The organism is Armatimonadota bacterium (genome assembly GCA_031459715.1).
In the GTDB taxonomy this organism is placed as follows: domain Bacteria; phylum Sysuimicrobiota; class Sysuimicrobiia; order Sysuimicrobiales; family Humicultoraceae; genus Humicultor; species Humicultor tengchongensis.
Map to the genome: position 1 here is coordinate 26,612 of JAVKIA010000001.1, position 26,893 is coordinate 53,504.

General features: G+C 69.4%; 23 protein-coding genes. 16 read left to right on the top strand and 7 right to left on the bottom strand.

Annotated features, from left to right (window positions below):
* Window positions 1–12: 12 nt before the first annotated feature.
* The 4 genes from QN152_00130 to QN152_00145 all read left to right on the top strand — a co-directional run bounded on the left by QN152_00130 (window position 13) and on the right by QN152_00145 (window position 6,773).
* Window positions 13–1,467, top strand: coding sequence for a CoA-acylating methylmalonate-semialdehyde dehydrogenase (locus QN152_00130; protein MDR7537924.1), 1,455 nt, complete (start codon window positions 13–15; stop codon window positions 1,465–1,467).
* 29 nt (window positions 1,468–1,496) lie between these two features.
* Window positions 1,497–2,834, top strand: a complete 1,338-nt coding sequence (locus tag QN152_00135) for an aminotransferase class III-fold pyridoxal phosphate-dependent enzyme (protein ID MDR7537925.1) — start codon at window positions 1,497–1,499, stop codon at window positions 2,832–2,834.
* Window positions 2,835–2,963: 129 nt separating this feature from the next.
* Window positions 2,964–4,196: a heterodisulfide reductase-related iron-sulfur binding cluster gene (locus QN152_00140; protein MDR7537926.1), complete on the top strand. Its 1,233-nt coding sequence runs from the start codon at window positions 2,964–2,966 to the stop codon at window positions 4,194–4,196.
* A gap of 3 nt (window positions 4,197–4,199) precedes the next feature.
* The gene (locus tag QN152_00145) at window positions 4,200–6,773 is read left to right on the top strand and encodes an FAD-linked oxidase C-terminal domain-containing protein (protein MDR7537927.1); all 2,574 of its coding nucleotides are present in this window, start codon (window positions 4,200–4,202) and stop codon (window positions 6,771–6,773) included.
* A gap of 72 nt (window positions 6,774–6,845) precedes the next feature.
* Here the strand turns inward: QN152_00145 and QN152_00150 are convergent, their stop codons facing one another.
* Together QN152_00150 and QN152_00155 are read right to left on the bottom strand one after the other, a co-directional pair.
* Window positions 6,846–7,451 carry a DJ-1/PfpI family protein gene (locus QN152_00150; GenBank protein MDR7537928.1) on the bottom strand — a complete coding sequence of 202 codons (606 nt, stop codon included), beginning with the start codon at window positions 7,449–7,451 and terminating at the stop codon, window positions 6,846–6,848.
* Between the two features lie 147 nt (window positions 7,452–7,598).
* Window positions 7,599–8,009, bottom strand: a complete 411-nt coding sequence (locus tag QN152_00155; protein MDR7537929.1) for a 4a-hydroxytetrahydrobiopterin dehydratase — start codon at window positions 8,007–8,009, stop codon at window positions 7,599–7,601.
* A 220-nt stretch (window positions 8,010–8,229) separates the two neighbouring features.
* On the opposite strand from QN152_00155, the gene QN152_00160 reads away from it, so the two are divergent.
* Window positions 8,230–8,967 (top strand): type II toxin-antitoxin system prevent-host-death family antitoxin, encoded by a 738-nt coding sequence (locus QN152_00160; protein ID MDR7537930.1) that lies wholly within the window; start codon window positions 8,230–8,232, stop codon window positions 8,965–8,967.
* An 18-nt stretch (window positions 8,968–8,985) separates the two neighbouring features.
* Here the strand turns inward: QN152_00160 and QN152_00165 are convergent, their stop codons facing one another.
* Window positions 8,986–10,776, bottom strand: a complete 1,791-nt coding sequence (locus QN152_00165) for a gamma-glutamyltransferase family protein (GenBank protein MDR7537931.1) — start codon at window positions 10,774–10,776, stop codon at window positions 8,986–8,988.
* A 123-nt stretch (window positions 10,777–10,899) separates the two neighbouring features.
* The gene (locus QN152_00170; GenBank protein MDR7537932.1) at window positions 10,900–11,202 is read right to left on the bottom strand and encodes a hypothetical protein; all 303 of its coding nucleotides are present in this window, start codon (window positions 11,200–11,202) and stop codon (window positions 10,900–10,902) included.
* Window positions 11,203–11,346: 144 nt separating this feature from the next.
* On the opposite strand from QN152_00170, the gene QN152_00175 reads away from it, so the two are divergent.
* The 3 genes from QN152_00175 to QN152_00185 all read left to right on the top strand — a co-directional run bounded on the left by QN152_00175 (window position 11,347) and on the right by QN152_00185 (window position 14,796).
* The gene (locus tag QN152_00175) at window positions 11,347–11,478 is read left to right on the top strand and encodes a hypothetical protein (GenBank protein MDR7537933.1); all 132 of its coding nucleotides are present in this window, start codon (window positions 11,347–11,349) and stop codon (window positions 11,476–11,478) included.
* A 71-nt stretch (window positions 11,479–11,549) separates the two neighbouring features.
* Window positions 11,550–12,968 carry a helix-turn-helix transcriptional regulator gene (locus tag QN152_00180; protein ID MDR7537934.1) on the top strand — a complete coding sequence of 473 codons (1,419 nt, stop codon included), beginning with the start codon at window positions 11,550–11,552 and terminating at the stop codon, window positions 12,966–12,968.
* A 355-nt stretch (window positions 12,969–13,323) separates the two neighbouring features.
* Entirely contained in the window at window positions 13,324–14,796 is a 1,473-nt protein-coding gene (locus tag QN152_00185; protein ID MDR7537935.1) for an aldehyde dehydrogenase family protein, read from the top strand.
* A gap of 64 nt (window positions 14,797–14,860) precedes the next feature.
* Here the strand turns inward: QN152_00185 and QN152_00190 are convergent, their stop codons facing one another.
* Complete coding sequence (locus QN152_00190; protein ID MDR7537936.1) at window positions 14,861–15,307, bottom strand: amidohydrolase family protein; 447 nt, start codon at window positions 15,305–15,307, stop codon at window positions 14,861–14,863.
* 28 nt (window positions 15,308–15,335) lie between these two features.
* Here QN152_00190 and QN152_00195 point away from each other — a divergent pair, with 28 nt between their 5' ends.
* The 3 genes from QN152_00195 (at window position 15,336) to nagA (ending at window position 17,965) form a co-directional block, all read left to right on the top strand.
* Window positions 15,336–15,893 (top strand): extracellular solute-binding protein, encoded by a 558-nt coding sequence (locus QN152_00195; protein MDR7537937.1) that lies wholly within the window; start codon window positions 15,336–15,338, stop codon window positions 15,891–15,893.
* Window positions 15,894–15,937: 44 nt separating this feature from the next.
* A complete protein-coding gene (locus tag QN152_00200; protein MDR7537938.1) occupies window positions 15,938–16,657 on the top strand; it encodes an SIS domain-containing protein in 720 nt (239 codons plus the stop codon).
* Between the two features lie 78 nt (window positions 16,658–16,735).
* Entirely contained in the window at window positions 16,736–17,965 is a 1,230-nt protein-coding gene (gene nagA, locus QN152_00205) for an N-acetylglucosamine-6-phosphate deacetylase (GenBank protein ID MDR7537939.1), read from the top strand.
* Here nagA and QN152_00210 read toward each other — a convergent pair.
* Entirely contained in the window at window positions 17,962–18,429 is a 468-nt protein-coding gene (locus QN152_00210; GenBank protein ID MDR7537940.1) for a hypothetical protein, read from the bottom strand. The genes nagA and QN152_00210 overlap by 4 nt on opposite strands.
* Before the next feature lie 158 nt (window positions 18,430–18,587).
* On the opposite strand from QN152_00210, the gene QN152_00215 reads away from it, so the two are divergent.
* The 5 genes from QN152_00215 (at window position 18,588) to QN152_00235 (ending at window position 25,388) form a co-directional block, all read left to right on the top strand.
* Complete coding sequence (locus tag QN152_00215; protein MDR7537941.1) at window positions 18,588–19,919, top strand: S41 family peptidase; 1,332 nt, start codon at window positions 18,588–18,590, stop codon at window positions 19,917–19,919.
* Between the two features lie 145 nt (window positions 19,920–20,064).
* Window positions 20,065–21,831, top strand: a complete 1,767-nt coding sequence (gene fdrA / locus QN152_00220) for an acyl-CoA synthetase FdrA (GenBank protein ID MDR7537942.1) — start codon at window positions 20,065–20,067, stop codon at window positions 21,829–21,831.
* 72 nt (window positions 21,832–21,903) lie between these two features.
* Window positions 21,904–23,481, top strand: a complete 1,578-nt coding sequence (locus QN152_00225) for an ABC transporter substrate-binding protein (protein MDR7537943.1) — start codon at window positions 21,904–21,906, stop codon at window positions 23,479–23,481.
* Between the two features lie 60 nt (window positions 23,482–23,541).
* Window positions 23,542–24,495: an ABC transporter permease gene (locus tag QN152_00230; protein MDR7537944.1), complete on the top strand. Its 954-nt coding sequence runs from the start codon at window positions 23,542–23,544 to the stop codon at window positions 24,493–24,495.
* Window positions 24,495–25,388: an ABC transporter permease gene (locus QN152_00235; protein ID MDR7537945.1), complete on the top strand. Its 894-nt coding sequence runs from the start codon at window positions 24,495–24,497 to the stop codon at window positions 25,386–25,388. Before QN152_00230 ends, QN152_00235 begins: the two co-directional genes overlap by 1 nt.
* Window positions 25,389–25,392: 4 nt before the next feature.
* On the opposite strand, the gene QN152_00240 is transcribed toward QN152_00235, so the two are convergent.
* The gene (locus QN152_00240) at window positions 25,393–26,889 is read right to left on the bottom strand and encodes a 5'-nucleotidase C-terminal domain-containing protein (protein ID MDR7537946.1); all 1,497 of its coding nucleotides are present in this window, start codon (window positions 26,887–26,889) and stop codon (window positions 25,393–25,395) included.
* Window positions 26,890–26,893 lie beyond the last annotated feature (4 nt).

Here is a 26,893-nt window from a genome sequence, read left to right on the forward strand (position 1 = left end):
GAGGGAGAGGCGATGGCGGTAAGGACGCTGCACAACTACTACGGCGGGGAGTGGGTCGCCTCCGAGTCCACGGAACTGGGAGAGGTGCGCAATCCGGCCACCGACGAGCTGATCGCCCGGGTGCCCTTCTCCACGCGGGCAGAGGTGGAAGCGGCGATCCGGCTGGCGCGCGCCGCCTTCCCGGCGTGGCGGGAGACGCCCCCGCTGGTGCGCGCCCGCTACTTCTTCCGGTTGAAGGATGCACTGGAGGCCCATCTGGAGGAGCTCTCCCGGCTGGTCGTCCAGGAGGAGGGGAAGACCCTGGAGGACGCGCGGGGCGAGGTCCGCCGCATGATCGAGAACGTGGAGGTGGCCACCGGGATCCCCTCGTTGATGATGGGCTACAACCTGGAGGACATCGCCAAGGACATCGACTGCGTGGCCGAACGGCAGCCCATTGGAGTCTTCGCCATCATCGGGCCCTTCAACTTCCCGGCCATGGTGCCCTGGTGGTTCGCCCCCTACGCCGTGGCCACGGGGAACACCTGCATCATCAAGCCATCAGAGCAGGTCCCCTGTACGCAGAACCGCATCTTCGAGATCCTTCACCAGGTGGGCTTTCCTCCAGGGGTTTTCAACCTGATCAACGGGGCCAAGGATGTGGTCGATGTACTCCTGGAGAGCCCCGCGGTCAACGGCGTCTCCTTCGTCGGCTCCACACCTGTGGCCAGATATGTCTACCGCCGGGCGGCGGAGTTCGGCAAGCGGGTCCAGGCGCTGGGCGGGGCCAAGAACTTCCTGGTGGTCATGCCGGACGCGGTGCTGGAGCGCACGGTGCCGGCGCTGGGCACCTCCTGCTTTGGCGCTGCGGGGGAGCGCTGCCTCTCCGGGAGCATCATCCTGGCCGTAGGCGAGATTCACGGGCCGCTGCGGGATCGGTTTGTGGAGATGGCCACGCAGATCAAGGTGGGCAACGGCCTGGACGAGAGCGTGCAGATGGGGCCGTTGATCTCGCGGCGGCACCGGGAGCGAGTCCTGGCCTACATCCAGAAGGGCATCGACGAGGGGGCGAAGCTCATCCTGGACGGACGGGACATCCGCGTGGAGGGCTATCCCAACGGCTACTTCCTCGGCCCCACCATCTTCGACCAAGTTACCCCGGAGATGACCGTCGCCAACGAGGAGATCTTCGGCCCCGTCGCCGGCATCATCCCGGTCAAGGATCTGGACGAAGCCCTGCAGATCATCCGGCGCAACCGCTACGGCAACATGGCCTGCATCTTCACCCAGAACGGGAGATGGGCGCGCCAGTTCAAGTACCGCGCGGAGTGCAGCATGCTGGGGATCAATGTGGGCATCGCCGCCCCCATGGCCTTCTTCACCTTCGGCGGAATCAAGGAATCGATGTTTGGCGATCTCAAGGGCCACGGGCGCGACGCCATCGAGTTCTTCACCGACAAGAAGGTGGTGACCATCCGCTGGTTCTAGCGGCGTGGGTGTGGTGAGGAGGTCTGAAAATGGTTGAGGCGGCAGACTACCAGACCAGGCACGCCCGCTATGTGCTCACGCCCTGGTCGGCACAGGCCGGGCTGCGCCCGCCGGTGATCGTGCGGGCGGAAGGACGGTTTCTCTACGATGCGGAGGGGAGGCGCTATCTGGACTTCTCCTCGGGGTTGGTGGCGGTCAACCTGGGGCACGCCCACCCCAGGATGGTGCAGGCGATCCAGGCGCAGGCGGAGCGGCTGTGTTATGCGCCGCCGTCCTTCTTCAACGACGCCCGGGCCGAGCTGGCAGAGGCACTGATCCAGATTGCGCCCTGGCCCGGTGAGGAAGGGCGAGTGTTCTTCACCACGGGGGGCGCGGAGGCCAATGAGGATGCCATCAAGATGGCCCGCCTGATCACCGGTCGGCGCAAGGTGCTCGCCTCCTACCGCTCCTTCCACGGCTCCACGGCGGGCGCCGCTACCCTGACCGGGGATGACCGCCGCTTTGCCGCCGAGCCTGGCATTCCTGAGGTGATCCACTTCTTTGCGCCCTACCCCTACCGCAGCCCCTTCTTCGCCACTGATCCGCAGGAAGAGACGCAACGGGCCCTGGCCCACCTGGAGACGGTGATGCAACTTGAGGGTCCGGAACGGGTGGCCGCCATCATCCTCGAGCCGGTGGTGGGCACCAATGGTGTGATCATCTATCCCGAGGGCTACCTGGCCGGGGTGCGGCGGATCGCTGACCGGCACCAGATTATCTTGATCTTCGACGAGGTGATGACCGGCTTTGGCCGCACCGGGACTCCCTTCGCCGCCCAACGGTTCGGGGTCACCCCGGACATGATCACCTTTGCCAAGGGGGTGACCTCGGCGTACGTGCCTCTGGGTGGGGTGCTGGTGCGGGAGTCGCTGGCCCGTCACTTTGACAGCAACGTCCTCTGGTGCGGCCACACCTTCTCCGGGCATCCCCTGGCGGTGGCGGTGGCCCGCGCAGCCCAGGCCGTCTACCGGGAGGAAGGGTTGTTCACGCGGGCGCAGGAGATCGAGGGGTGGCTGCGTCCCGCCCTGGAGGGATTCGCCCGTCGGCACCGCGTCGTGGGGGAGGCGCGGGGGATCGGCGCCTTCTTCGCGCTGGAACTGGTGCGGGACCCGCAGACCCGCGAGCCCCTGCTCTCCCGCTACGGCGGAGATCCTGAGATGCTCCGCGGCTTTCACGCCTCCCTGCGGGGCCGGGGAGTTTACGTCTTTGGCCGGCACAATATCCTCATCGTGGCTCCGCCGCTGACGATCACCCGGGAGGAAGCCGACCTGGGCCTGGAGGCGCTGGACGCCAGCCTGGATGAGCTGTCGCTGAAGGCGGCAGCGTGAAACAGGGAAAGGTGGCAGCCTGAAACAGGGATTTGACGCAGCGACAGTGAAGGTGTCCGCGGGCAATTTCTGCCTGGAGGTCCGCCGGCGGTCATTGCTTCACTGACTGCTCCGTCCGTCCGTTCGCTGCTGCGGCAGTGCATCCATTGCGGGCTGTGTCTGCAGGCCTGTCCCACGTACGCCGTCCTGGGGACGGAAGCCGACTCCCCGCGGGGGCGGATCGCTCTGATGCGGGCTGTCGCCGAGGGGCGCATCCCCCCGCGGGGCGCGTTCGCCCGGCACATCGCCCTCTGCCTGGCCTGTCGAGCGTGTGAGACGGCCTGCCCCTCAGGTGTACAGTACGGAGCGCTGGTGGAAACCAGCCGCGCACTCCTGGCGCAGGCCGCGCCCCTGGGGGCGCGCGCACTGCGCCGCCTGGTGCTGGAACACCTGCTGGCGCGGGTGGACCGCCTCCGCCTGCTGGCCCGGCTGGCCGGGCTCTACCAGGCAAGCGGGCTGCAGCGCCTTGTTCGCGGTCTGGGTCTCCTGTCCGGCCGCCTGGCCGCCCTGGAGGCGTTGCTACCGCCGCAGGTAACCCCCGCCGCTCAGACCGCCACCGCGGCCTCCGGAGCTTTCCGCGGTAGCGTCGCCTTCTTTCACGGCTGCGTGCAGGAGGCCTTTCTGCCGCAGATCAATAGGGCGACGGTGCGCGTGCTGGTACGCAACGGCTTCGAGGTGTGCATTCCCCCGCGGCAGACCTGCTGCGGCGCGCCCGCCCTGCACCTGGGTGAGGAGGAGGTGGCAAGGCGGTTGGCCCGCCGGAACATCGACGCCTTCGCTGCGGACGGGGCGGTGGCCATCGTCAACAACGCCGGCGGGTGCGGGGCGGCACTGAAGGAGTACGGCCGTCTGCTGGCAGACGACCCGGCGTATGCGCAGCGGGCCCGTGAGTTCGCCTCCCGGGTGCGTGACTTCAGCGAGTTCCTGGTTGCCCACCTCCACGTCCCTCCGGCAGGAGAGGTGCGGGCGCGGGCAGTCTACGTCGACTCCTGCCATCTGCGCCACGTGCAGAAGGTCGTCCGTCCACCCCGCGACCTGTTGCGGATCGTGCCGGGGATCGAACTGGTGGAGCTGCAGACCCCCGACCACTGCTGCGGCAGCGCGGGAGTGTACAACATCCTGCAGCCTGTGGCGGCGCGGACCGTCCTGGAGGCGAAGATGGCCGACCTCGCCCGCGTCGCCCCACAGCTGGTCGTCACCACCAATACCGGCTGCCACCTGCAGCTGCTGGTTGGCGTAGGGCGCGCCGGGCTGCAGGCCCGGGTGGTGCATCTGGCGGAGCTGCTGGAGGAGTCCTACGCCGGCGGCGGGGAGGGCGGGTAGGCCGTGCTACCGGATGCTGCCCGCGACGCACTGATCCGCCTGCTGGGCCGGGAGCGAGTGATCACCGATCCGGGGGAGCTGCTCACCTACGAGGTGGACGCAGCGCTGGACCGGGGAAATCCGGATGCAGTGGTCTTTCCCACCTCCGCCGAGGAGGTGGTCCGCGTCGTCCGCTGGGCTGAAGAGCACAGTATGCCGCTGGTGGCCCGCGGGGCGGGGACGGGGCTCTCCGGCGGAGCGGTGGCCCGGGGCGGAGTGATTGTGGAATTCTCCCGGATGAACCGCATCCTGGCGCTGGACGAGGTGGGGCGCACGGTCACGGTGCAGCCTGGCGTGGTCAACCAGGACCTGGATGCCTTCGTCGCCTCCAGGGGCCTGTACTATCCACCCGACCCGGCCAGCGGCCGCGCCTGCACCCTGGGCGGGAATGTGGCGGAGAACTCCGGCGGACCGCACTGCTTCAAGTACGGGGTGACCACCAACTACGTGGCCGGCCTGGATGTGGTGCTGGCCGACGGGCGCCGCATGCGCCTGGGCGGCCTCGCCCTGGACCCCCCGGAGTATGACTTCTGCGGGCTGGTGACGGGGAGCGAGGGGACGCTGGCGCTGGTGGTCGGCATCACCGTGCGTCTGCTGCGCCGCCCCCCTGCGGTGCAGACCATGATGGCCGCCTTCGATTCTCTGGAGCAGGCGGGGGAGGCCGTCTCCGCCGTGATCGCCGCAGGGCTCACTCCCTCCACCCTGGAGATGATGGACCAGAAGATCATGGGCATCGTGGAGGACTACATCCACCCCGGCCTGCCCGTGGACGCCGCCGCAGCCCTGATCGTGGAGGTGGACGGCTACGGGGCCGGCCTCGACCCGCAGATGGCGGAGGTGGCGGCGATCCTGAGAGAGCACGGAGCCCGCGACCTGCGCCCCGCTCGTTCCGCCGAGGAGCGTGAGACCATCTGGACGGGGCGGAAGGGCGCCATTGGCGCGCTGGCCCGGCTGGCCCCCTTCTACCTCCTGGTGGACGGCACCGTCCCCCGCAGCCGCCTGGCGGAGACTCTGGCTGAGGTGGACCGCATCTGCGAAGCCCGCGGGTTGCGCGTGGGCCATGTCTTCCACGCCGGCGACGGCAACCTGCACCCGCTCATCCTGCTGGACCCGGAGGACCCTGAGCAGGTGCACCGGGTGCTTGCCGCGGGGCGGGAGATCATGGAGGCGATGGTCCGCCGCGGCGGCAGCATCACCGGCGAGCACGGAATCGGCCTGCAGAAGCGGGAGTACATGGCGCTGATGTTCGGCCCATCCGAGCTGGAGGCGATGCAGGACGTCAAGGAGGTCTTCGACCCGCGCGGGTTGCTGAACCCCGGAAAGATCTTCCCGGCTCAGATCCCTGCAGCGACCCGGCCCCTGGCGACGGTTGCGCCGGATCCCTTTGCGCCTGCAGACTCCGAGGAAGCGGCCTATGGCCTGGCCGGACTATCTGCGGCCGGCCGGCGGGTGCAGATCACCGGCGGGGGGACCAAAGTACCGCCGCGGGAGGGGGTGGTTCGGCTCTCGACGGAGCGCCTGCGCGGGATCTCGACGTACGCGCTGGCGGACCTCTACGTGGTGGCGGGGGCGGGGACGCCGCTGGAGGCGCTGCAGGAGGACCTGGCCCGGGACCGGATGTGGGTGCCGCTGGCCTCCCCCTGGGCGGCGGCGACCCTTGGGGGAATCGTCGCCGCCAACGCCAGCGGCCCGCTGCGGATGCGCTACGGCGGAGTGCGCGACCTCCTCCTGGCCGCCACTTTCGTGCTGTCCGACGGCAGGGTCGTGCGCGCCGGGCGGCCGCTGGTGAAGAACGTCGCCGGGTACGACCTGCCCAAGGTGCTGGTGGGTTCCTACGGGACGCTGGCTCTGGTCACCGAGGTGGCGCTCAAGATCACCCCCCTCCCCGCGGCCCGGCGTACCGTGCTCGTCCCGGCGGACGATCTCTCTCTCGCTGTGGGCTGGGGGCTCCACCTGCTTCCTTCGGCGCTGGTGGCCTCGGCGATCACGGTATACGGCGGGGAGAACCTGCCGGGCGCGCCTCCGAGCCCCTACCTGCTCGCGTACACCGCGGAGGGGAGGTCGGAGGACGTCGACGCCGAGCTGGCGCAGGTGGTTCGGGTGCTCAAGGGCGCCGGGGCGCCTCCGCCTGTTGAGGTCGAGTTCTCTGGCACCGAGATCTGGGCGCGCCTGCTCGCCCGGGCTGCAGATGAGACGTTGCTGGTGCGCGCCGGCGTGCCCGTCGCAGCGCTGGAGGCCTGGGTACGCGAGGCCGCCCCGCCGCTGCAGGCCGGCGCGTTCCTGGTGGATGTAGCCGGCGGGCTCGTCTACGCGGCGCACCCTGGGGCGAATCGGGACCGCGCCAGCGAATGGCTGGCTGCCATCCGTCGCGCCGCCGTGTCCCGAGGAGGGTACGCCGTCGTGCTGCGGGCGCCGGCATCCTGGGGTGACGCTCTGGACCTGTGGGGATACCGGCCGGAATCCCTGGACCTGATGCGCGGCCTCAAGGCGCGCTGGGACCCGGCCGGCATCCTCAACCCCGGGATCTTTCTGCTCTGACCGTCCAGCCCGCGGCGACGCCGCGCCGACTCCCGCCCTCCCACCGTCTGCCGGGTGCTCCTGTCCGGCCTCTCAGGCAGCCGCGCGTGGCTCCGCCTCCAGCTCGATCCTGGTCCCCAGCACCTCCAGGAACTTGGCCAGCCAGTCGGGATGAGCCGGCCAGGCGGGTGCAGTGACTAACCGGCCATCCACGTGGGCCCTGTCCACGGGAAGGTCGACATACCGGCCGCCCGCACGGGTCACGTCAGGACCCACCGCGGGGTAGGCCGAGCAGGCCTTACCCTCGAGCACTCCCGCGGCCGCCAGCACCTGCGGGCCGTGGCAGATGGCCGCGATGGGCTTGTCCGCCGCCGCGAAGTGACGGACGATCGCCAAGACCGTTTCGTTCAGGCGGATGTATTCGGGGGCGCGCCCGCCCGGGATGACCAGCGCGTCGTAGTCCTCCGCCTTGATCTCGGCAAACGTGGCATTGAGAGTGAAGTTGTGGCCGGGTTTCTCGCTGTACGTCTGGTCGCCCTCGAAGTCGTGAACGGCCGTGCGCACCTTCTCCCCGGCCGCCTTGCCCGGGCAGACGGCGTGGACGGTGTGCCCCACCATCTGCAGAGCCTGGAACGGGACCATGACCTCGTAGTCTTCCACGAAGTCGCCAACCAGCATCAGGATCCGCCTGGCTCCCATGGTCCTCCCCCCTTGCCCGTTTTGCTTGGATGACACCCACAGCCAGTCTACGGCGGCAGGTCCGGACTGCCCATCGGTGCTCCGCCTGATTTGTCTCCACCACCGAATGCCGGGTGCTTCTGCAGCGGCCACGGAGGCGCAAGGCGCCTACGATGTAGCCACTCGCAGCCGGTCAATCTTGGCAGCCATGATGAAGTCGTTCTCGGACAGGCCGCCGATGGCGTGGGTGGTCAGAGTGCAGGTGACCCGGGAATACCGTATGGTGATATCGGGGTGGTGGTTCTCTTCCTCAGCAACGCTGGCCACGGCGTTGACGAAGCTCATAGCCTCTCTGAAGGTCCGAAACCTGAACGTCCGCCGTATGGACCTGGCTTCCTCGTCCAGGGTCCACCCCGGCACCGCGGCCTGCAGCCGCTGCGCTGCCTCCCGCAGCAGGGGCGGGATCCCGCCCTCGCAGGGCACACAGCGGCGGGTCGCCAGGTCCACACGGGCCAGCGGCGCCTCCCTTTCTTGCGAGCGGTCGGCCGACTCCATCACGCACACCTGCACCTTCGTCATGATGCGTACCGGTCTGCTCCCCATCATGCCCGCAGGTCCGCCGCAGGTCCAGCCTCCGGTTGGAGGGCAAAATGTCTCCCAAGCGTCGGTCCGCTCATGCCCGCTCGCCTCTGTCGTTGACGGCAGCCACAGCGGTGATACCATAAGGATAAACATAGCCAGAATTCTGGCTATGTGTCGGGCTGGACTGCTCCTGGGCCGGCAGGAGGAGGCGGGCCGAATGAAGATGGTCAACACGGTGGAGCTGAAGAACCGCACCAACGCCCTGCTGCGGCAGGTGGCCCGGGGGGAGGCGGTAATCGTCACGCGCCGGGGCAAGCCGGTGGCAGCGCTCACCCGGCTGACCGACGCCGGCCTGGAGGAATTCGTCCTGCGGTACGCCTCCGGGACGGGGGGCGCAGGGGCCGCAGCCGGGCCGCAGCCCGAGACCCCGCCCAGGTACCGATACATGAGCCTGGCCGTACCGTTTGGCACCATCTTCGTAGCCTACGGGCCGGGTGGTCCGGTGATAGTGCGGCAGGCGAGTTCACCCGCCGCCTTCGAGCGGGAGGCGGAGCGCCTCCTGGGAAGCGCCCCCGCGGCGGATCCCGAGCCGCCAGCCGACCTGCGGGCCCAGATCCTTAAGGCGATCCGCGACCACGCCCCCTACCGTGGTCCGCTGGACCTCAGCCTGGTCCCGCCCTTTGAGCGGGCCGTGCTGCAGGCGCTGCGGCGCATCCCCCCCGGCCAGGTGCGCACCTACGGCCAGATCGCGCGGGCGCTGGGCCGGCCGTCGGCCGCCCGCGCCGTGGGCACGGCCTGCGCCCGAAACCCGCTGCCGCTGCTCATCCCCTGCCACCGGGTCGTACGCAGCGACGGGAAGCTGGGCGGCTACTCGATGCGCGGGGGCGCAGCCCTGAAGCGGCAACTCCTGGAGGCGGAGGGAGCCCTGCCGGCGCTGCTACCCATCGGGCGGTAGGTCGTCCGAAGTCGGCAGCTACCACCCCAGCGCGTAGTTGCGCTCGCCGCGGGAGCTGGCGGCGCCCTCGATGACCCCGCGCTGGGGGTCGATGGCCACCGCCGTGGTGAAATTGAGGCTCCATCCGGGGACGACGGTGAGCACATGTCCCCTCCGCTCCAGCTCCTCCCGCACCCCCGGGGGCACCCGCGCCTCGACCACGAGTTCGCCGGGGCTGGCCCGCTTGGGATAGAAGGACCGGGGGAAGTGCACAGAGTGGAAGGCAGGTGCGTCGATGGCATCCTGCAGGTCCATGCCGAAGTCCACCACGTTCAGGAAGAACTGCAGCGTCCACTGGTCCTGGTTGTCGATCCCCGGCGTACCGAAGACCATGTACGGCCGGCCGTCCTTCAGCACCAGGGAGGGGGTGAGGGTGGTCCGCGGCTGCTTGCGCGGGCGGAGGGCGTTGGGGTGGTCGGGCGGGTCCAGCCAGAAGATCTGGCAGCGCGTTCCCAGGCAGAAGCCCAGGTCTGGGATGACCGGCGAGCCGTACAGCCATCCCCCGCTGGGCGTGGCCGAGAACATGTTTCCCTCCGCGTCGATGGCCCGTGTGCCCGTGGTCCCAGCGTCTCCCGCCCGACCGTACAGAGCGCGCAGGTCGGCCCCCTGCTCCCGTCCCTCAAAGGGATAGGGATTGCCCGGGCGCAGCTCCAGCGAAGCGCGGCGCATGTCGATGAGCGCCCTGCGCTCGGCGGCGTAGGCCTTGGAGAGCAGGCCGCGCAGGGGCACGTCCACGAACTGCGGGTCGCCATAGTAGCGCTCGCGGTCGGCAAAGGCCAGCTTCGCCGCCTCCACAAGCACGTGGATGTAATCCGCGGAGCCCTGCCCCAGCAGGGCCAGGTCGAATCCCTCCAGCAGGGCGAGCTGCTGCAGGAACACCGGGCCCTGGCTCCACGGCCCGCACTTGTAGACATCGTACCCTCGGTAGTTGATCGTCACAGGAGTTTCGACCCGTGTCTCGAAGGAGGCGAGGTCCTCCTCGCTGAGCAGTCCTGCGGATTCCCCGCCGCTGGCGTCCCGCACCTTCGTCTCCCGCTGGAAGGCCACGATCTCCCGGGCAATGTCTCCCCGGTAGAAGCGCTCCCGGGCGGCGCGCAGGGCAGCGTGGCGGCCCAGGTGACGGGAGTCGTGCTCGGCGGCCACGAGCCGCTCGAAGGTGCGGGCCAGGTGGGGATTGCGCCACGTTTCGCCTACCTCCGGCACGCGCCCGCCGGGGAGGAAGATTGCGGCGGAGCTCGGCCACTCCCGGCGGAACCGCTCGGCAGTGGCGGCGATGCCATCCCGCATCCCCTCGTAGACGGGGAACCCGTGCGCGGCCAGCTCGATCGCCGGCGCCAGCACTTCTCCCAGTGTCAGCCGCCCGTAGTACTGCAGCGCCGTGATCAGCGCGTCGGGGGCGGCGGGCACGCCGGCCGGGAGGAACCCGTCCCCCGGAATTAGCCTCATCCCCCGCTCCCGAAACCACTCGATCGTGGCCGCGGCCGGCGCCCGGGTGTTGCCGTTGATGGCCACGACCCGGCCCTGGTGCGCCGCGTAGATCAGGATAGGGCACTCCCCGCCGAAGCCGTAGCTCTGTGGCTCCAGGACCGCCTGGGCGAAGGCCATGGCCACGCCGGCGTCGATGGCGTTGCCGCCCAGGTCGCGCATGCGCATACCGGCCAGTGCTGCCAGGTAGTGACCGCAGGCGACCACCAGGTGGCGCCCCCGGATCACCGGCCGCGTGGCGCTGCCTTCCAGTTCGAAACCGTGGGAATGGACCTGCCCGCTCACCGCCGCCTCCCCATCCCCTGCCGCGCAATGGGTCCGTCACGTAGCCATGCGCCGCACACCTGTCTACCGGCGCACCTGTGATGGACGGAGAAGGTTTCCGCAGGCAGAAGCGCAAGCCCTGCTCTACGCCCGACGGACCGCCGCCGCAGGAGTCGCGGGTACCGCGGCCGTGGACCCTGGCGATGTGCCCCCCGGGTCCAGGGTGACCGTGGGCTGAACGGCGGCCGCCGGCGCGTAGAGCAGGTGCCCGCAGTTGGTGCAGACGCCCCAGCGGTTCCGCAGGAGCATGCCGCAGTGGGGGCAGGCGGCCAGCAGCGCGCGCCCGCACCGGGGGCAGGCGTGCGGCGCGGTGCGCAGGTCGGCAAAGCCGTCGCCGTAGCGGCATGATCCGTCCGGGCAAAGGACGAAGGCCAGCATCCCTGTCATCTACCCTCCGCGCTCTGGGGCATCCACCAGTCTTATGCCCAAAACCTACTAATGCTAAACCTCTGAAAGGAATCCCCCCGCCGGTGTGGAACCCGATCAGTGGCGGGTCCCCCAAAGCCTCAACTGCATCTGGGAGGGATGAGCATGGCACAGAGGCTTCGCATGCTGCTGGCTGCAGTGTTGGTGACGCTGGCGTTGCTGGGCACGGGAGCTGCGGCGCTGACCGCGCCGCCCGTGCAGATCTCCGGCGGGATGCCCGGAGAGAACGGAGGCTAACCGGTTAGAGGGAACTTCAGAGGAAGATCGACGCGCGGCGGGGACCCGCCATCCCTGCAGGACGTTTCGGTGTGCTCGTCGAACATGACTGCAACATGGTCAAGCAACAGAAGACAATTGAGAGCGTAGAAGGCGCCCGCTGGATCGTCTCCTTTGGGCAGCGGCTGGAACAGGCCCGCGGTCGGATGGGGCTGACACAGGCAGAGATTGCCGCAGGCGAGCTCTCCAAGAGCTTTGTCAGCCTGCTGGAGACCGCCCGCTCCTATCCCTCGGTGGAGACCCTGCTCCTGCTGGCCCGTCGGACCGGCACGTCGGTGGCCGGGCTCCTGATGGACCCCCCAGACCTCCGCCTGGACACGGCCCTGAGCATGATCGCGCTGGCCCGCGACGCAGTGTGGAGGCAGCCGAAGTGGGCCGAGCGTGTCAGCCGCTTCGCTGAGGAGGTGGCCCCTGGCCTCCCCCTGTGGGCGCGGGCGGAGGCTGCGATCGTTCGCGGCATCGCGGCGACCCTGGACAATCGCCTTCCCGAGGCGGAGCGGTGGGCCCGTGAGGCGCAGTCGCTGGCGAAAAAGGCGGGGTTCGGGCCGGGGGAGGCGCAGGCGCTTGCCCTGCTGGGCGACGTAGCCCTGCTGCGCAGGGACTATGCGAGGTCCTTCGATTTGCTCAGCCAGGCAGTGGCCCGCCACCGGGAGACCGGCTCGCTTCGCAGCGCGCCCGGTGTCAAGGCGCTGATCTGGCTGGCTGCTGCCGCGCTTCGGGTGGGACGAACACGGTTCGCCCGTCGCTGCTGCACGCGGGCCAGGCTCCTGGCGGTCCGGTTGAACCTCGGAGTGCTCGAGGGACAGGCCCTGTGGGGCCTCGGGTACATCGCCAGGTCGGAGGGGGACCTGCCGAGAGCCGCCAGGCTGCTGCAGGAGGCACACCGTGCATTTGAATTGGTCGAGGACCTCACCAGCCGTGCCGATGTGCTGATGAACCTGAGCGCCCTCTACCGTGAGCAGGGGCGGCTTGAGGAGGCGCTCGAGGCGATTCAGCAATCCATCCAGATCATCGAGCAGCGGGGTGACCTGCGGCGACGCAGTGATGCCTATCAGGACCTGGCCGCCGTCCACTTGCAAATGGGCCGCCTCCGGGAAGCGGAAGAGGCCGCCAGGCAGGCACTGGCCGACGCAGAGAAGGCGGCCGATCCCAAGCATCGCGCCACGGCCCTGGCTCTGCTTGGGCGCATCGCCGCCAGGCGGCAGGAGCGGGACCAGGCGGTGCACTACCTGCGCCGGGCCGCCCGGCAGCTCAAGGCCCTCGGGCTGAAGGACCTGTGGGCCGAGGTCTCCCGGGACCTGGGCCTCGTGCTTAAGGGGTCGAGCCCCGAGTCGGAAGCGGCGCTCTACCTTACCCAGGCCATCAACCCTGAGGCGCTGCTGGGCGGGGTCGGCCTGCCACCGGCCGCCGTTCCCACCCGGCGTCGCCGCGCTGCCAGGAACGGCCGCTAGTAGCGCTCCGCCCGCTAGCCCAGAGGCGCGACCCCTCGTCGGCCCGCGCTGACCTTCTCGCCGGCCCCACCACCGCCGTCGGCCCGCGCTGACCGTCTCACCACCACGACCACCCGGCGGCATCTTCCTTCCACATTCCACATGTGCGTCATTCCTCGGTCCGTCGTTGTTTGCACACGTGAGATCGCATGTGCACCATTCCTCGGTGCGTTGTTGCTGCATACGCGATGCGACGTGCGCGTCGTACCCTGGTGCGTCGTGGCTTACATACATGGCTGCAGATCAGCGGGTGGGGGCAGGAATTTCCGGCCCCGGATGCGGAATTCCTGCCGGTGCAGCACGGGAGGTGGCGGCGATGGCGGAGCTGTTTCGCATGATTATCGACGGCCGGGCGGCGGATGCCCGCAGCGGGGAGACCGTGGAGGTGCGCAATCCGGCCAACGTGGACGAGGTGGTGGGTATCGTACCGAAGGGCGACCGCGAGGACGTGCGCGCGGCCATCGATGCGGCGGTGGCGGCGCTGGGGGACTCCTGGTGGCCCCGAATCTACGAATCGCGTCGCCGGGGAAAGGTCCTGCAGCGCTTCGCTGCCCTGGTGGAGGAGCACAAGGACCGGCTGGCCAGGCTGCTCACGCGGGAGCAGGGGAAGATCTACCGCGAGTCGGTGGGGGAGCTGGACAGCCTGATCAACACCTTCGACTACTACGCCGGATACGCCGGCAAGATCGCCGGCGAGGTGAAGTATTTGCGAGACAATGACAGCATCATCAAGGTGGAGACCCGCAAGCAGCCCATCGGCCTATGCGCTGCCATCCTCCCCTTCAACTTCCCCGTCTCCCTGTACGCCTGGAAGGTAGCGCCTGCGCTGATCGCCGGGAACGCGGTTCTCATCAAACCGGCCAGCACTACCCCCCTCACCGACATCGCCCTGACGGCACTGCTGCAGGAGGCGGGCGTGCCTCCGGGGATCGCCAGCATCGTTACTGGGCCCGCCTCCACGGTGGGCGACGAGATCCTGCGCCACCCGGCGGTGAAGCGCATCGCCTTCACCGGCTCCACGGAGGTGGGGCGGCTCGTGGCCCAGGCCGCCTCCCCGGCCCTGAAGCACATCACCCTGGAGCTGGGTGGCAGCGACCCCACCGTGGTGGCCGACGATGCAGACCTGGAGCTGGCCACCGACACCATCGTCCGCTTCGGCCGCTTCCGCAACGCCGGGCAGTCCTGTACCTCGGTGAAGCGGGTGTACGTCTTCGCCGCGGTGTTCGAGCGGTTCGTCGACCTGCTGGCCGCAAAGACCGCGGCGCTGCGCGTAGGCGACGGGCTGGACCCGGCGACAGACATGGGCCCGCTGAACAACGCCCAGCAGCGGGAGGACGTGGAGCGCTTCGTCGCCGACGCCCTGGCCCGCCGGGCCACGGTGGTGGTGGGTGGGCGACGGCTGACCGAGGGCCCCTACGCCCGGGGCTACTTCTTCCAGCCCACGGTGATCGCGGACCTGCCGGAGGACGCGGCGCTGTGGAGGGAGGAGTGCTTCGGCCCGGTGCTGCCGGTCATGCCGGTGCGCGACCTGGAGGAAGCGCTGCAGCGGGCCAACAGCACCTCCTACGGCCTGGGGGCGGGGCTGTGGTCCCGCAGCGACCGGACCATCGAGCGGTTCATCGAGGGGATCGAGTCCGGGATCGTCTGGATCAACTACAAGCCGCTCAGTGTCCCGGAGACCCCGTTTGGCGGCGTGAAGGACAGCGGCCATGGGCGGGAGCTGGGAGCGGAGGGGCTGGCCGAGTACCTGGAGACCAAGTCCATCCGCAAGTACGTGGGCAAGGCCTGAGGGGCGCCGACGGCCACCTCTCCTGGAGAGCCCGTCTGTAACGCGTCGCTCGGCAGGCCCTGACTCAGGCCGCCTCCCACGCCGCCTGACCGCCGGCTATGGTCTGGACGACCTCGACCTGCCCGTGGTCACCGATGCGCATCAGCACCAGGTCCGCCAGACCGCTCTCAGCCAGCGTCCCGGGTTCCAGCCCCAGCAGGCGCGCGGGATTAGTGCTGGCCATCGTCACTGCATCCGCCAGGGTTACCCCGGCGAAGGCCATCACCCGGGGTAGCGCCGACGCCAAGTCCAGGGCCGATCCGGCAAGATACGGTGTCCCGCTGAGACTGACGCGCCCCTCCGGGCTCAGAGTCACGCGCATCCCCATCCAGTCGTAGTCACCGGGCGCCATCCCCGCCAGAGCCACGGCGTCGCTGATCAGGATGGTCCGCTCAACCCCCTTTGCCCGGACAAAGGTCTTGACCACCGCTGGCGGGAGATGGTGCGACTCACCGGAGACCGAGGCCGCCATCGCCTATGTTCAGGAGATCTACCCCCTGATGGACCGGGAGATCCTGGCATGGGACAATGCCGGGAACAACCGCTTCATCCTCTCGGGACGCGGCTCCTGGACGCTGAACCCTGTGAGCATCTACATGACCGCCAAGGCGACCAACCCCGACATCGCCGCCAACCTCAACCACCACGGTGCCCTGTTGGGCCCCAAGGGCCGGTTCGGCATCGGGGACTTCTACAGCTTCGGTATCTGGAAGTTCGCGCGGAACAAGGAGGCGGCCAAGGACTTCCTGCGCTTCTTCTACGAAGAGGAGAACCAGAACCGCTACATCGAGACCGGCGGAGGGTTCAACCTCCCTGCCCACCCGCACTTCGACCGGCACCCTGTCTGGCGGCGGGACCCCAAGCTGCAGGGCATCATCGGCTACACCAAGTGGCAGAAACTGACAGGCTGGCCGGCGCCACCCGACCGGCGGGCCCAGGCGGTCTACGCCACCTTCGTCCTGCCTAACATGTTTGCCCAGGTCGTCACCGGCAAGCTCAAGCCAAAGGCGGCCATGCAGTGGGCTGTGCGCCAGCTGCGGGACATCGGGTACAAGTAAGGGGGAGGAAGACATGCCAGCCACGCAGCCCATGGATCGGTTCTATGAGGCGTGCATCGCTATCCTGGAGCGGGTGCGCGCTGAAGAGAGAGAACCTCGCCCGCGCCGCCGATCTCGTAGCGCAGAAGCTGCTCCAGGGGGAGGTGGTGCACGCCTTCGGCACGGGCGGCCACTCTGTCATGGGCGCCATGGAGCTCTTCTGGCGGGCGGGAGGCCTGGCGGCGGTGAATCCGCTCTTTCCCCCCGGGATCTCAAATCTGGAAGGCCATCCCAACACGGAACGCGTCGTCGGCTACGCGCCCCGCGTTCTAGACTACTACCGGGTCAAGGCGGGGGATGTGCTGATCCTGATCAACGTCAACGGGATTAACGCGGTGACCATCGACACAGCCCTGGAGTGCCGCCGCCGGGGCGTGACGGTCATCGCCGTCACATCCCGCGAGTTCTCCGAAGGCGTGGCTCCCGACATCCCTGCCCGGCACCCCAGCAACCAGAACCTCTGCGACCTGGCCGACATCGTCATTGACGCCCACGTTCCCCCGGGCGATGCCGTGGTGGAGATCGACGGTTTCGACCGTCGCGTCGCCGCCGTCTCCACAGTCGTCAACACGTACATCCTCCAGTCCCTGGTGGCCGAGGTGGTGCAGCGTATCGTCCAGGCGGGCGGAGAGCCCGAGGTGTGGTACAGCGGCAACATGGCGGGAGCGGAGGCGATCAACACTTCCCTCTACGACAAGTACTACTCGCGGATCAAGCATCTCTGAGCCCGGCAGGCAGACGGCTAAAGGGGCCGCCGCATTGGCGGCCCCTCTGCGCGGACGGCGGAGGGAGGTAGAGGCAGCATGGAAGATGGCGTTCTGGCGGTCGTCGGTGGACGGGTACTCACCCCCTTCCGCGAGATCCCTCGAGGGACGGTGCTGATTCGGGGAGAGCGCATCGAGGCCGTCGGCGCAGCAGATGAGGTTATCGTCCCGGCGCAGGCGGCCAGGTTGGACGCGTCAGGGTCGGTGGTGGCCCCCGGGTTCGTAGACATCCATGTCCATGGAGGAGCCGGCGCCGACTTCATGGACGCCACCCTGGATGCCGTCGATACCGCCTGCGGGTTTCACGCCCGCGGCGGCACCACAGCCCTGCTTGCCACTCTGCGGACCGCGCCGCTGGAGGACATTGTCCGTGCACTGGAGGTCCTGCGGGAGGCTGTTGGGCAGCGGCGGCAGGGGGCGGCCATCGCCGGCGTGCACATCGAGTGCCCGTACTTCGCACCCGCTGAGGCCGGGGCGCAACCTCCGGAAGCGATCAAGGATCCCGCGCCGGAGGAGTGGAGGCGCCTGCTGGCCTTCGCCGGCCTCGTCCGCCGCGTGTCGGCGGCCCCCGAGTTGCCCCGGGCTCTGGAGCTGGGCCGGGAGCTGGTGGCCAACGGCATCGTCGCCTCCATCGGCCACACCGCCGCCACCTTCGACGATGTGGTCCGGGCGGTGGAAGCCGGGTACAGCCACGTGACCCACATGTACTCCAGCATGTCCGGGCTGCGGCGGGTGCAGGCCTTCCGCATTCCCGGGGTGATCGAGGCCACCCTGCTCCTGGATGACCTGTCCACCGAGATGATCGCCGATGGCTGCCACCTCCCTTCCGCCCTGATCCGCCTGATCATCAAGGCCAAGGGGGTCGAGCGGCTTTGCGTCTGCACCGACGCCGTACGCGTGGCGGGCTTTCCCCCCGGCGAGTACACCTCAGCCGGCCGGCCGGTGCTAGTCGAGGACGGAGTGGCTAAGTTGCCCGACCGCAGCGTCTTTGCCGGGAGCACCGCGACCATGGATCGCTGCCTGCGCACCCTGGTCACCGCGGCGGGCGTCTCCCTGCAGGACGCCGTGAAGATGGCCACCATCAACCCGGCACGCTTCATGCGGCTTGATGGGGACCGGGGCAGCTTGGCGCGGGGCAAGCGGGCGGATCTCGTCATCCTGGACGACGCCCTGACCGTGCGGCTGACCGTCGTCGGCGGAAAGATCGTCTACGACGGCCGGGGTGATGGCGCCCACGCCGCAACGGTCCTCGAAAGAGGTCCGGGCTAGAGCCGGACGGTAAGGATCACGCTCACACTGGGCCGATCGGCCAGGACGATCACCAACCGCGGGCCGAAATCCTCCACGCGTACCGCCACCAGGGTGAGGGTATTGAGCGGCAGCCAGACGGCGGTGGTGGCGATGGGCACCAGGTAGAAGATCCGTCCCTTGAGCTTGGCGCCCGCGGGCGTCGTCAACCGCACCAGTTGCCCCGGGGGCACCCGGGCCTGTGGTGCGGCGAAAGCCAGAAAGCTGCCTCTCCCGTCCCGAAGGAGGAAGATGGTATAGCAGCGGCCGGCGACGATAACGGTGTGGCCGAAGATGAGAGCGGCGGAGGGGCAGAAGAGCTCGCCTGCAGCTACCACCTTGACCTTGAGCGGTTTAGCCGGTCTACCGGCCGGAGCCGCTGCGGCCTGCGGTGAGGCAGCCAGGAGCAGGACGAGGACAAGACTGACAGCGATAGGACGCTTCACGGCGCATCCCTCCTGTGGCGGATGTGCCCGTGTACGCACACCTCCTAGACTACGGGCGACGGCCACAGAGTGTTCGCCGGGGCGACCGGGGAACGCCGGGCCCGCCTCAGACGTTTTCGGGGTAAGATGGTGACAATGCTCCTTGCCTGAGGTGTGGCATGAGGCGCAGCCTCCGCGCGTTTACCGGGCTCCTTCTGGTGGTCGCTTTGCTGGCGGTCTGGGCCGTCCGGCCGGCCCAGGCGCAGGCGGCGGACGGTCCACAGCTCTTCACCGAGGTCTTCCGCCTGGTGGTGCGGGAGGCGCTGGCGCCCCCGCCGCCGCAGGTCCTGTTGCGCGCCGCCGTCGAGGGGATGCAACGGGTGCTGCGGGCGCAGGGGGTGGAGTTCCCGGTGGAGGAGGCAGACGGCGGAGCGGACCTGCCGCGGACGGTGGAGCTGTTGCGCCGGGCCATGGCTCGGGCTCCGGCCGGCTTTCCTCCCGTGGAGGTGGCATATGCCGCCATCAAGGCCATGGTGGAAGCGGTGGGCGACCGCAACACCGTCTTCCTCACCCCGCCGGAGCAGGCGCGCTTCAACGAGCAGCAGCAGGAGCCTCCGCCCATCGTGGGTATCGGAGTTGTGCTGGGGGAACAGGCGGGACGCGTGGTCATCGTCGACGTGGTAGAGGACTCGCCCGCGGCGCGCGGTGGGATCCTGCCGCAGGACGTCATCGTCTCGGTGAACGGGCAGCCCACCGCCGGCCGCAGCCTCTCCGAGGTGCGCCAGATGATCGTGGGAGAGGAGGGTGGGGAGGTGGTGCTGGTGCTCCTCCGCCCCTCCACCGGGGAGACCCTGACCGTGCCCCTGCTGCGGGCCCGCATCACCCAGCCGACGGCCAGCGGGCGCATGGTGGCCCCGGAGATCGGCTACCTGCGGCTGACCCAGTTCCGCGAGGGGGCGGCGGGGCGGGTGGCGGCTCTGCTGCGAGAGCTTCAGGCCCAGGGGGCCCGCGGCATCATCCTGGACCTGCGCAACAATCCCGGGGGATTCCTCATCGAGTCCGTAAACGTCGCCAGCCACTTCCTGCCCGACGGCGTGGTGACCACGGTGCGCGGGTCGCGCGACCGCAGCACCACCTACCTGGTGCGCGCCCGCGAGCCCAAGGTCCTGGTCAATGTGGTGGTCCTGGTCAACCGCCGCAGCGCCAGCGCCTCGGAGGTGGTGGCCGGGGCGCTGCAGGACGCGGGTATCCCGCTCATCGGAGAGCAGACCTTCGGCAAGGGCACGGTGCAGCTGGTCTATGAGTTCGACGACGGCAGCGGCCTGCGTCTGACCGTGGCCCGCTACCTCACCCGCAACGGGCGGGAGGTGGAGGGACAGGGCCTGGCTCCTGACATCCCGGTCCCCTTTGGCCTGGCCGTGGTGGGCACCTCAGGCGACCCGCAGCTGCAGCGCGCCATCGCCGTCGTCTCGGAGATGTTGCGCCCGGCCGCCATGGCGGTCGTCCGCTAAGGTACCCCGCGACAACAAGGCCCCGATCGTTCACAGGCTGCATTGGTGTTGCTCGCAGATCCTCCGACGCCGGGACCTTCGCCCCGGTCCCTCCCGGTTACCCTTGCCTCGCCTGCGCGGATGACGTACGGTATCCGTAGCCCCCATGATTGTGCGGTCTGTCGTCAAGCACAGCGCCTACGCGGATTCCGTGACGCTGATGCGCGTGCAGCAGGAGGTGCGCCACCTGCCGGGCGTGCGTGAGGCCGGCCTGGTGGTGGCCACGGAAGCCAACCGCATCCTGTTGCGGGACGCCGGCCTGCTCACCGCAGAGGCGGAGGCAGCCGGGCCGGATGACCTGGTCATCAGCGTGGCCGGCGACTCCCCGGAGGCTGTGGCCGCGGCGCTGGCCTGCGCGCAGCGCCTGCTGACGCAGCGGCAGGCGGCGGCCGGTCCTGCGGTATACCGACCCCGGACTATAGCCGCCGCGCGGCGCATGCAGCCCGCCTCCGCCATCGCCGCCATCTCCGTCCCCGGACGCTTTGCCGCTGCGGTCGCCCGCGAAGCGCTGCAGGAGGGTCTGCACGTGTTTCTCTTCAGCGACGGTGTAGCGCTGGAAGAGGAGGTGGCGCTGAAGCGCGCCGCGGCCGACCGCGGTCGCCTGCTCATGGGGCCCGACTGCGGCAGCGCCTTGATCGGCGGGGTCGGTCTGGGATTCGCCAACAGCGTGCGGCGGGGGCCGGTGGGGATCGTCGCCGCTGCGGGGACAGGGCTGCAGGAGGTGAGCACGCTGGTGCACCGCCTGGGCAGCGGCGTCAGCCACGCCATCGGCACCGGCGGGCGGGACCTCTGGCTCGATGTGGGCGGAGCGACCATGCTCCAGGGCATCGCCGCCCTGGCCGCCGACCCCCAGACCCGGGTGATCGTGCTTGTGGCCAAGCCACCGCACCCCGTAGTGGCGGCGCGCGTCCTGGGCGCCGCGCAGCAGGCGGGCAGGCCAGTGGTGGCCTGCTTCCTGGGCACCCGCCTGAGGTCGCGCGGCTCCGTCCACGGCGCAGAGACGCTGGAGGAGGCGGCCCTGACGGCGGTCCGTCTGGCCACGGGGAGGGCCGCCGAGCTGCCGCCCTCGCTGGCCCTCCCCGCCCAGGAGGCGGCCCGCCTGGCGCCGGGGCAGCGCTGCCTGCGCGGCCTCTACAGCGGCGGGACCCTCTGTGCGGAGGCGCAGGTGGTGCTGCGCAGTTACCTGGGGGCCGTCCCCTCCAACGCCCCGCTGGAGCCCGCGGACCGCGTGGACGGCCTGGCCCCCAGCAGCGGCCACGTGGTGCTGGACATGGGCGCAGGTGAGTTCACGCAGGGCCGCCTCCACCCCATGATCGACCCATCGCTTCGGCTGCAGCGGCTGGCGCAGGAAGCCGCCGACCCCGAGGTGGCTGTGCTGCTGCTGGACGTCGTCCTGGGCTTCGGCGCCCACCGGGACCCCGCCCAGAGGCTGGCCCCAGCGGTGGCCGACGCCCGCCGCCGCGCGCTGGCCGCGGGACGCTACCTCTGCGTGGTGGGAGCGTTGTGCGGCACCGAGGAGGATCCCCAGGATCTGCGGGCGCAGCAGGAGGTGCTGGTCGACGCCGGCATGCTGGTGGAGAGCAGCAACGCCCGGGCGGCCCGCTTGGCAGGCCGCATCCTGTCGGGAGTGGCGGGCAAGGGTGAGGTGCGGGAGCTGCCCCTGCTGGACGTCGCTCCACCGCGGGTGGCTCTCCCCGACGCCACCCCGCTCTTGCCGCTCTTGGCCGCACCCCCCCAGGTGATCAACGTGGGCCTTGAGCTCTTCGCCGAGAGCCTGCGCGAACAGCGGGCGGCTGTTATCGACCTGGACTGGCAGCCTCCCGCCGGAGGGAAGAAGCACCTGCTCGACCTGCTGGACAAATTGGAGGCCTGAATCCCGCCAGGAGTCTTCACGCCTTCGAACGAATCACAGAGAACAATTCTCGCCTGCAGGGAGGTGGAGGCCTTGCGTAAGGTAGCGCTGGCGGTCTTGCTGGCTGTCCTCCTGGCCGCTCCCGGAGTGGCGCAGCAGCCGCGCCGCGGTGGCACCCTGACCTACATCGTCACCGCCCTACCCCCGTCCTTCGACGGCCACCGCGAAACGACGTTTGCCATGCTCCACCCGGTGAAACCGCACTACAACTACCTGGTGAAGTTCGACACCCAGAACTACCCCAAGGTGGTGGGGGACCTGGCCGAGTCCTGGACGGCTTCCAACGACGGTCGGACTTACACCTTCAAGATCCGCCGCGGGGTGAAGTTTCATGACGGCTCGACGCTGACCTCCCGCGACATCAAGGCCACCTTCGACAAGATCATCTTTCCCAAGGAGGGGGTGGTCAGCGCCCGCCAGGTCATCTATCAGAGTGTGCAGCGGATCGAGGCGCCCGACCCGCAGACCGTCATCTTCCGGCTGAGGTTTGCCGCCCCCAGCTTCGTGGAGAAGCTGGCCTCACCGTTCAACTTCGTGTACAAGGCGGACATCCTGGAGCGCGACCCCACCTTCTACGAGCGCAACATCATGGGCACGGGGCCCTTCAAGTTTGTGGAGTACGTCCGCGGATCACACTGGGTGGGGCGGCGCAACGACGACTACTTCAAGTCGGGGTTGCCCTACCTCGACGGCTACCGGGCTCTGTTCATCAGCAGCCGCTCGGCCATGATGGCGGCCCTGAAGAGCGGTCAGGCGCTCATCGAGTTCCGTGGCGTCTCACCCGCCGAACGGGACGACCTGGTGAGCACCCTGGGCGACAAGATCGCCGTCCAGTCGCAGCCCTGGAACTGCAACCTCATTGTGGCCTTCAACACCAGGAAGAAACCCTTCGATGACGTCCGGTTCCGCCGCGCCCTGACCCTGGCGGTGGACCGCTGGGGCGGCTCCGCGGCTCTGAGCAAGATCGCCTTCCTGGGGCCCGTGGGCGCGGTGATGCGGCCGGGGTCCGAGTTTGCCATGCCCGAATCGGAGCTGGTCAAGCTGGCGGGCTACGGACGGGATATCACCGCAGCGCGGCAGGAGGCGCGTCGCCTGCTGCGGGAGGCCGGCGTCCCCGAGGGCTTCACCTTCACCCTGAAGAACCGTTCGGTGGCCATGCCCTACGAGCCGGCCGGAGTCTTCCTGGTGGACCAGTGGCGGCAGGTGGGGCTGAACGTGCAGCACGTGCAGCAGGAGACCGCCAAGTACCTGGCGGACCAGCGGGCCGGCGACTACGACGCCTCGGTGGACTTCGCCTGCGACTTCATGGACGACCCGGACGTGCAGCTGGCCAAATTTGTTTCTGCTGACGTCAGCCCGCTGAACTACGGGGGGTACGTGGACCGCCAGCTGGATGCCCTCTACTTCCGGCAGAGCCGTACGGCCAATAAGGCGGAGCGGCTCCGGCTGGTTCACCAGTTCGAGAGGCGGCTGCTGGACGAGCGGGCCTACGCCATGTACGTCCTCTGGTGGCAGCGCATCATCCCGTACTGGAAGACGCTGCAGGGCTACAAGACGACCACCAACCACTACGTGGAGCCCGACATGGAGGCCTACTGGCTCAGCCAGTGACGCCCGTGTCCTGTGCATCATGCGCAGTGACAGGAGTCCCCTCTGCCCCGGGGTGACGGCGTGAGCCGCTACATCTTCACCCGCGCGCTACTTGTCCTGCCCACCCTGCTGGCGGTCGCGGTCCTCATCTTCCTCCTCATGCGCGTCGTCCCCGGCGACATCGTCGAGCTGCGCCTGGTCCTGGGAGGCTCCTACGTCACCCCGGGCGTGATCGCGGCGGAGCGCGCCCGGCTGGGTCTGGACAGGCCGCTGTGGGATCAGTTTCTGCACTACCTGGTGGGCCTGGCGCGCCTCGACCTGGGGCTGTCCATGTGGTCGGGAGCTCCGGTAGCTCACGAGATCGGCCTGCGCCTGGCCCTCAGCCTGCAGCTGGCCGTGATGGCCACGCTCATCGCCGTGGCGCTGGCCGTCCCCCTGGGCACGCTGGCGGCGGTCTATCGGGGGAGCTGGATCGACCAGGCCGTGCAGCTCTTCAGCGTGGCCGGGCTGTCCATCCCGTCTTTCTGGCTGGGCATCCTGCTCATCCTCTTCTTGCTCTCGGTCTTCAACTACCTCCCTCCGCTGATCTTCACCCCCCTGCTGGTGGACCCCAAGGCCAACCTGGCGCAGCTCATCTGGCCGGCCCTGGCGGTGGGCTACCGGTACTCCGCCGTGACCACCCGCATGACCCGGTCCGCGCTGCTGGAGGTGCTGCGGGAGGACTACGTGCGCACCGCCTGGGCCAAGGGCCTGCGGCGGACGGTGATCGTCCGCCGCCACGCCCTGCGCAATGCGCTCCTCCCCGTGGTCACCGTCATCGGCCTGGAGTTCGCCTTTCTCATCGGCGGGCTGGTGGTGACCGAGCAGGTCTTCAACCTCAACGGCATCGGCAAGCTCACCGTGGAGGCCATCGCCCAGCGAGACTACACGCTGATCCAGGGCCTGATGCTGGTCGTGGCCGCCGGCTACATCCTGGCCAACTTCGTGGTCGACGTACTGTACGCGTGGCTGGATCCTCGGATCACGTACGGCTGATGGCCAGCGGCGCGGTGCTGGAGACGACCCGCCTCTCCCCGCCGCCGGGCCGGGCGGGCAGGCGCCCGCTGGCCCGCTTCATCAGGAAGTACCCCATGGGCACGGTGGGCGCGGTCCTGATCGTGGCCATGCTGCTGGTGGGGGCCTTCGCCGAAGCGGTGGCGCCCTACGATCCGGTGGTCAACGACTTCGGAGCCATGTTCCAGCGGCCCAGCCGGGCGCACTGGTTCGGCACCGACGCCTTTGGCCGGGACGTGCTCAGCCGCATCCTCTACGGCGCTCGCACGGCCCTGCTGGTGGGATTCGGCTCCTCCCTCCTGGGGGCCACCGCCGGCGCCCTCCTGGGCGTGGTCAGCGCCTACTTCGGGGGGAGGCTGGACCTGTGGCTGCAGCGGCTGTTAGACGTCGTCATGGCATTCCCCATCATCATCCTGGCCATGGCGGTGGTCGCCCTTCTGGGGACCGGGACGGTGAACCTGGTCCTGGCCATCGCCCTCTCCTTCGCCCCGCGGGCCGAGCGCGTGGTGCGGGCCAGCGCCCTGGCGGTGCGGGAGATGGCATACGTGGAGGCGGCGCGAGCAGTGGGAGCGGGACCCTGGCGGATCATCTTCCGCCACATGTCGCCCAACGTGGCGGCGCCCTACCTGGTGATGCTCACCGCGTTCCTCGGCCAGGCGATCTTGCTGGAGGCCTCGCTCTCCTTCCTGGGGTTGGGCGTGGCCGAGCCCACGCCGGCCTGGGGGCTGATGCTGCGCGGTGCCGCCGTGGACTTCGTGCAGCGGGCCCCCTGGATGGCCATCTTTCCCGGGCTGGCCATCAGTGTGGCCGTGCTGGCCTTCAACGTTCTGGGCGACGCCCTGCGCGACGCCCTGGACCCCAGGCTGCGGGCTTGAGGGGTCAGCGCACCAGCGTGATCCGTCCCTCCACCCGCGGGCTGATGGTGCGCGCCCGCTGGATGGCCTCGATCACCACCGTGACCATCAGCGGGCCGCCCGCGGGATTGACCAGCACCTGGCCGCCAGCCAGCATGCTGTAGCCGTCCCCACCGCGCAGCATGAAGTCGTTGGTGGCCAGGGTGTAGACGGCCGCGTCGTTCAGGGGCTGGTCGGCCACCCGCACCTCGGTGATGCGGGATCCCGCCGGACGCGTGGGGTTAAAGGTATAGCGCAGGCCGCTCACCTGGGGAAAGCGCCCCGCCACCTGCTCCCACTGGCTGACCCCGTTCTCCAGGGCCTGCCGCACCACGGCGCCGGGGAGGGCCACCTTGACCACGATGTTGCCGAAGGGCAGCCAGGCGAAGACGTCCTTACGGGTGATGCGGCCGGCGGGGAAGAGGGCGTTGGTGCGGATTCCCCCGCCGTTGGTGATGGCCAGGTCGGCCTGAAGCGCGGCGCGCATGGCGTCGGCGATGAAGTTGCCCAGGTTGGATTCCTGCTGCCGCACCGTGCTGTTCCGCGCGTCCAGGGGGACGGCGGTCTCGCCGATGACGACGTCCAGCTCCCTGCTCATCTGGTCGGCATACCGCTTGACCAGGGCGGCCATGGCCGGGTGCGGCGGGATCTGGTCGGTGACCTCGACCAGCTGGTGGCTGGCCCGCCGCGAGCCGTCCAGGGCCAGGCGGGTGACGCCCAGCCACTTGGCGTCCGAACCGGCTTTGGCGATCAGACGCCCGCCCACCGTGGCCGTCAGCGGGTCGTGCTCGTGGCCGCCCAGGACCAGGTCGATCTCGGGGATCTGCCGCAGCAGCTCCTGGTCAGCAGCGATGAACTGGTGGGTGAGGGCCAGGATCACCTGCGCGCCGCCCCTGCGCAGGATGGGCACGACCGCGCGGGCCACGGCCACCGGGTCGCCGAAGGTGGTCCGGCCGGGGGAGGAGACGACCGCGGTCTCCTGGGTGAGCAGGCCGATGATCCCCACGGTCACCGCTCCCGCAGGAAGGAGGAGCCAGGGGCGCGCGCCGGGGAAGGGCCGCATCCCCCCGGTGAAGGTGTTGCTGGCCACCCAGGGGAAGCGTGACTCCCTGATCCGTGCCGCCAGCTCCTCCGGACCGTAGTCAAACTCGTGGTTGCCGAAGCTGGCCGCATCCACGCCCAGCTGGTTCATCCCGGCGATGAGCTGGGCCCCCTTGAAGATGGAGGACTCCACCGACGGCGAGATCAGGTCTCCTGCGAACAGCAGCAGTGTGGGGCGTTCCTTCTCCCGGTACTGTTCCACCACCGTGGCCAGCCGGTCGAACCCGCCGCGCTTCCCCCCGTCCACCGGCCCGAGCTGGTAGACGTCGTTGAAGTGCAGCAGGGTGAGAGTCGGGGGCTGGCCCGCCGCCGGCGCCGCCGCCAGCAGCAGGGCCAGCGAGAGGGCCAGTAGCAGCGCTCGCGCGCGTATCACCGTCAGCATAGGA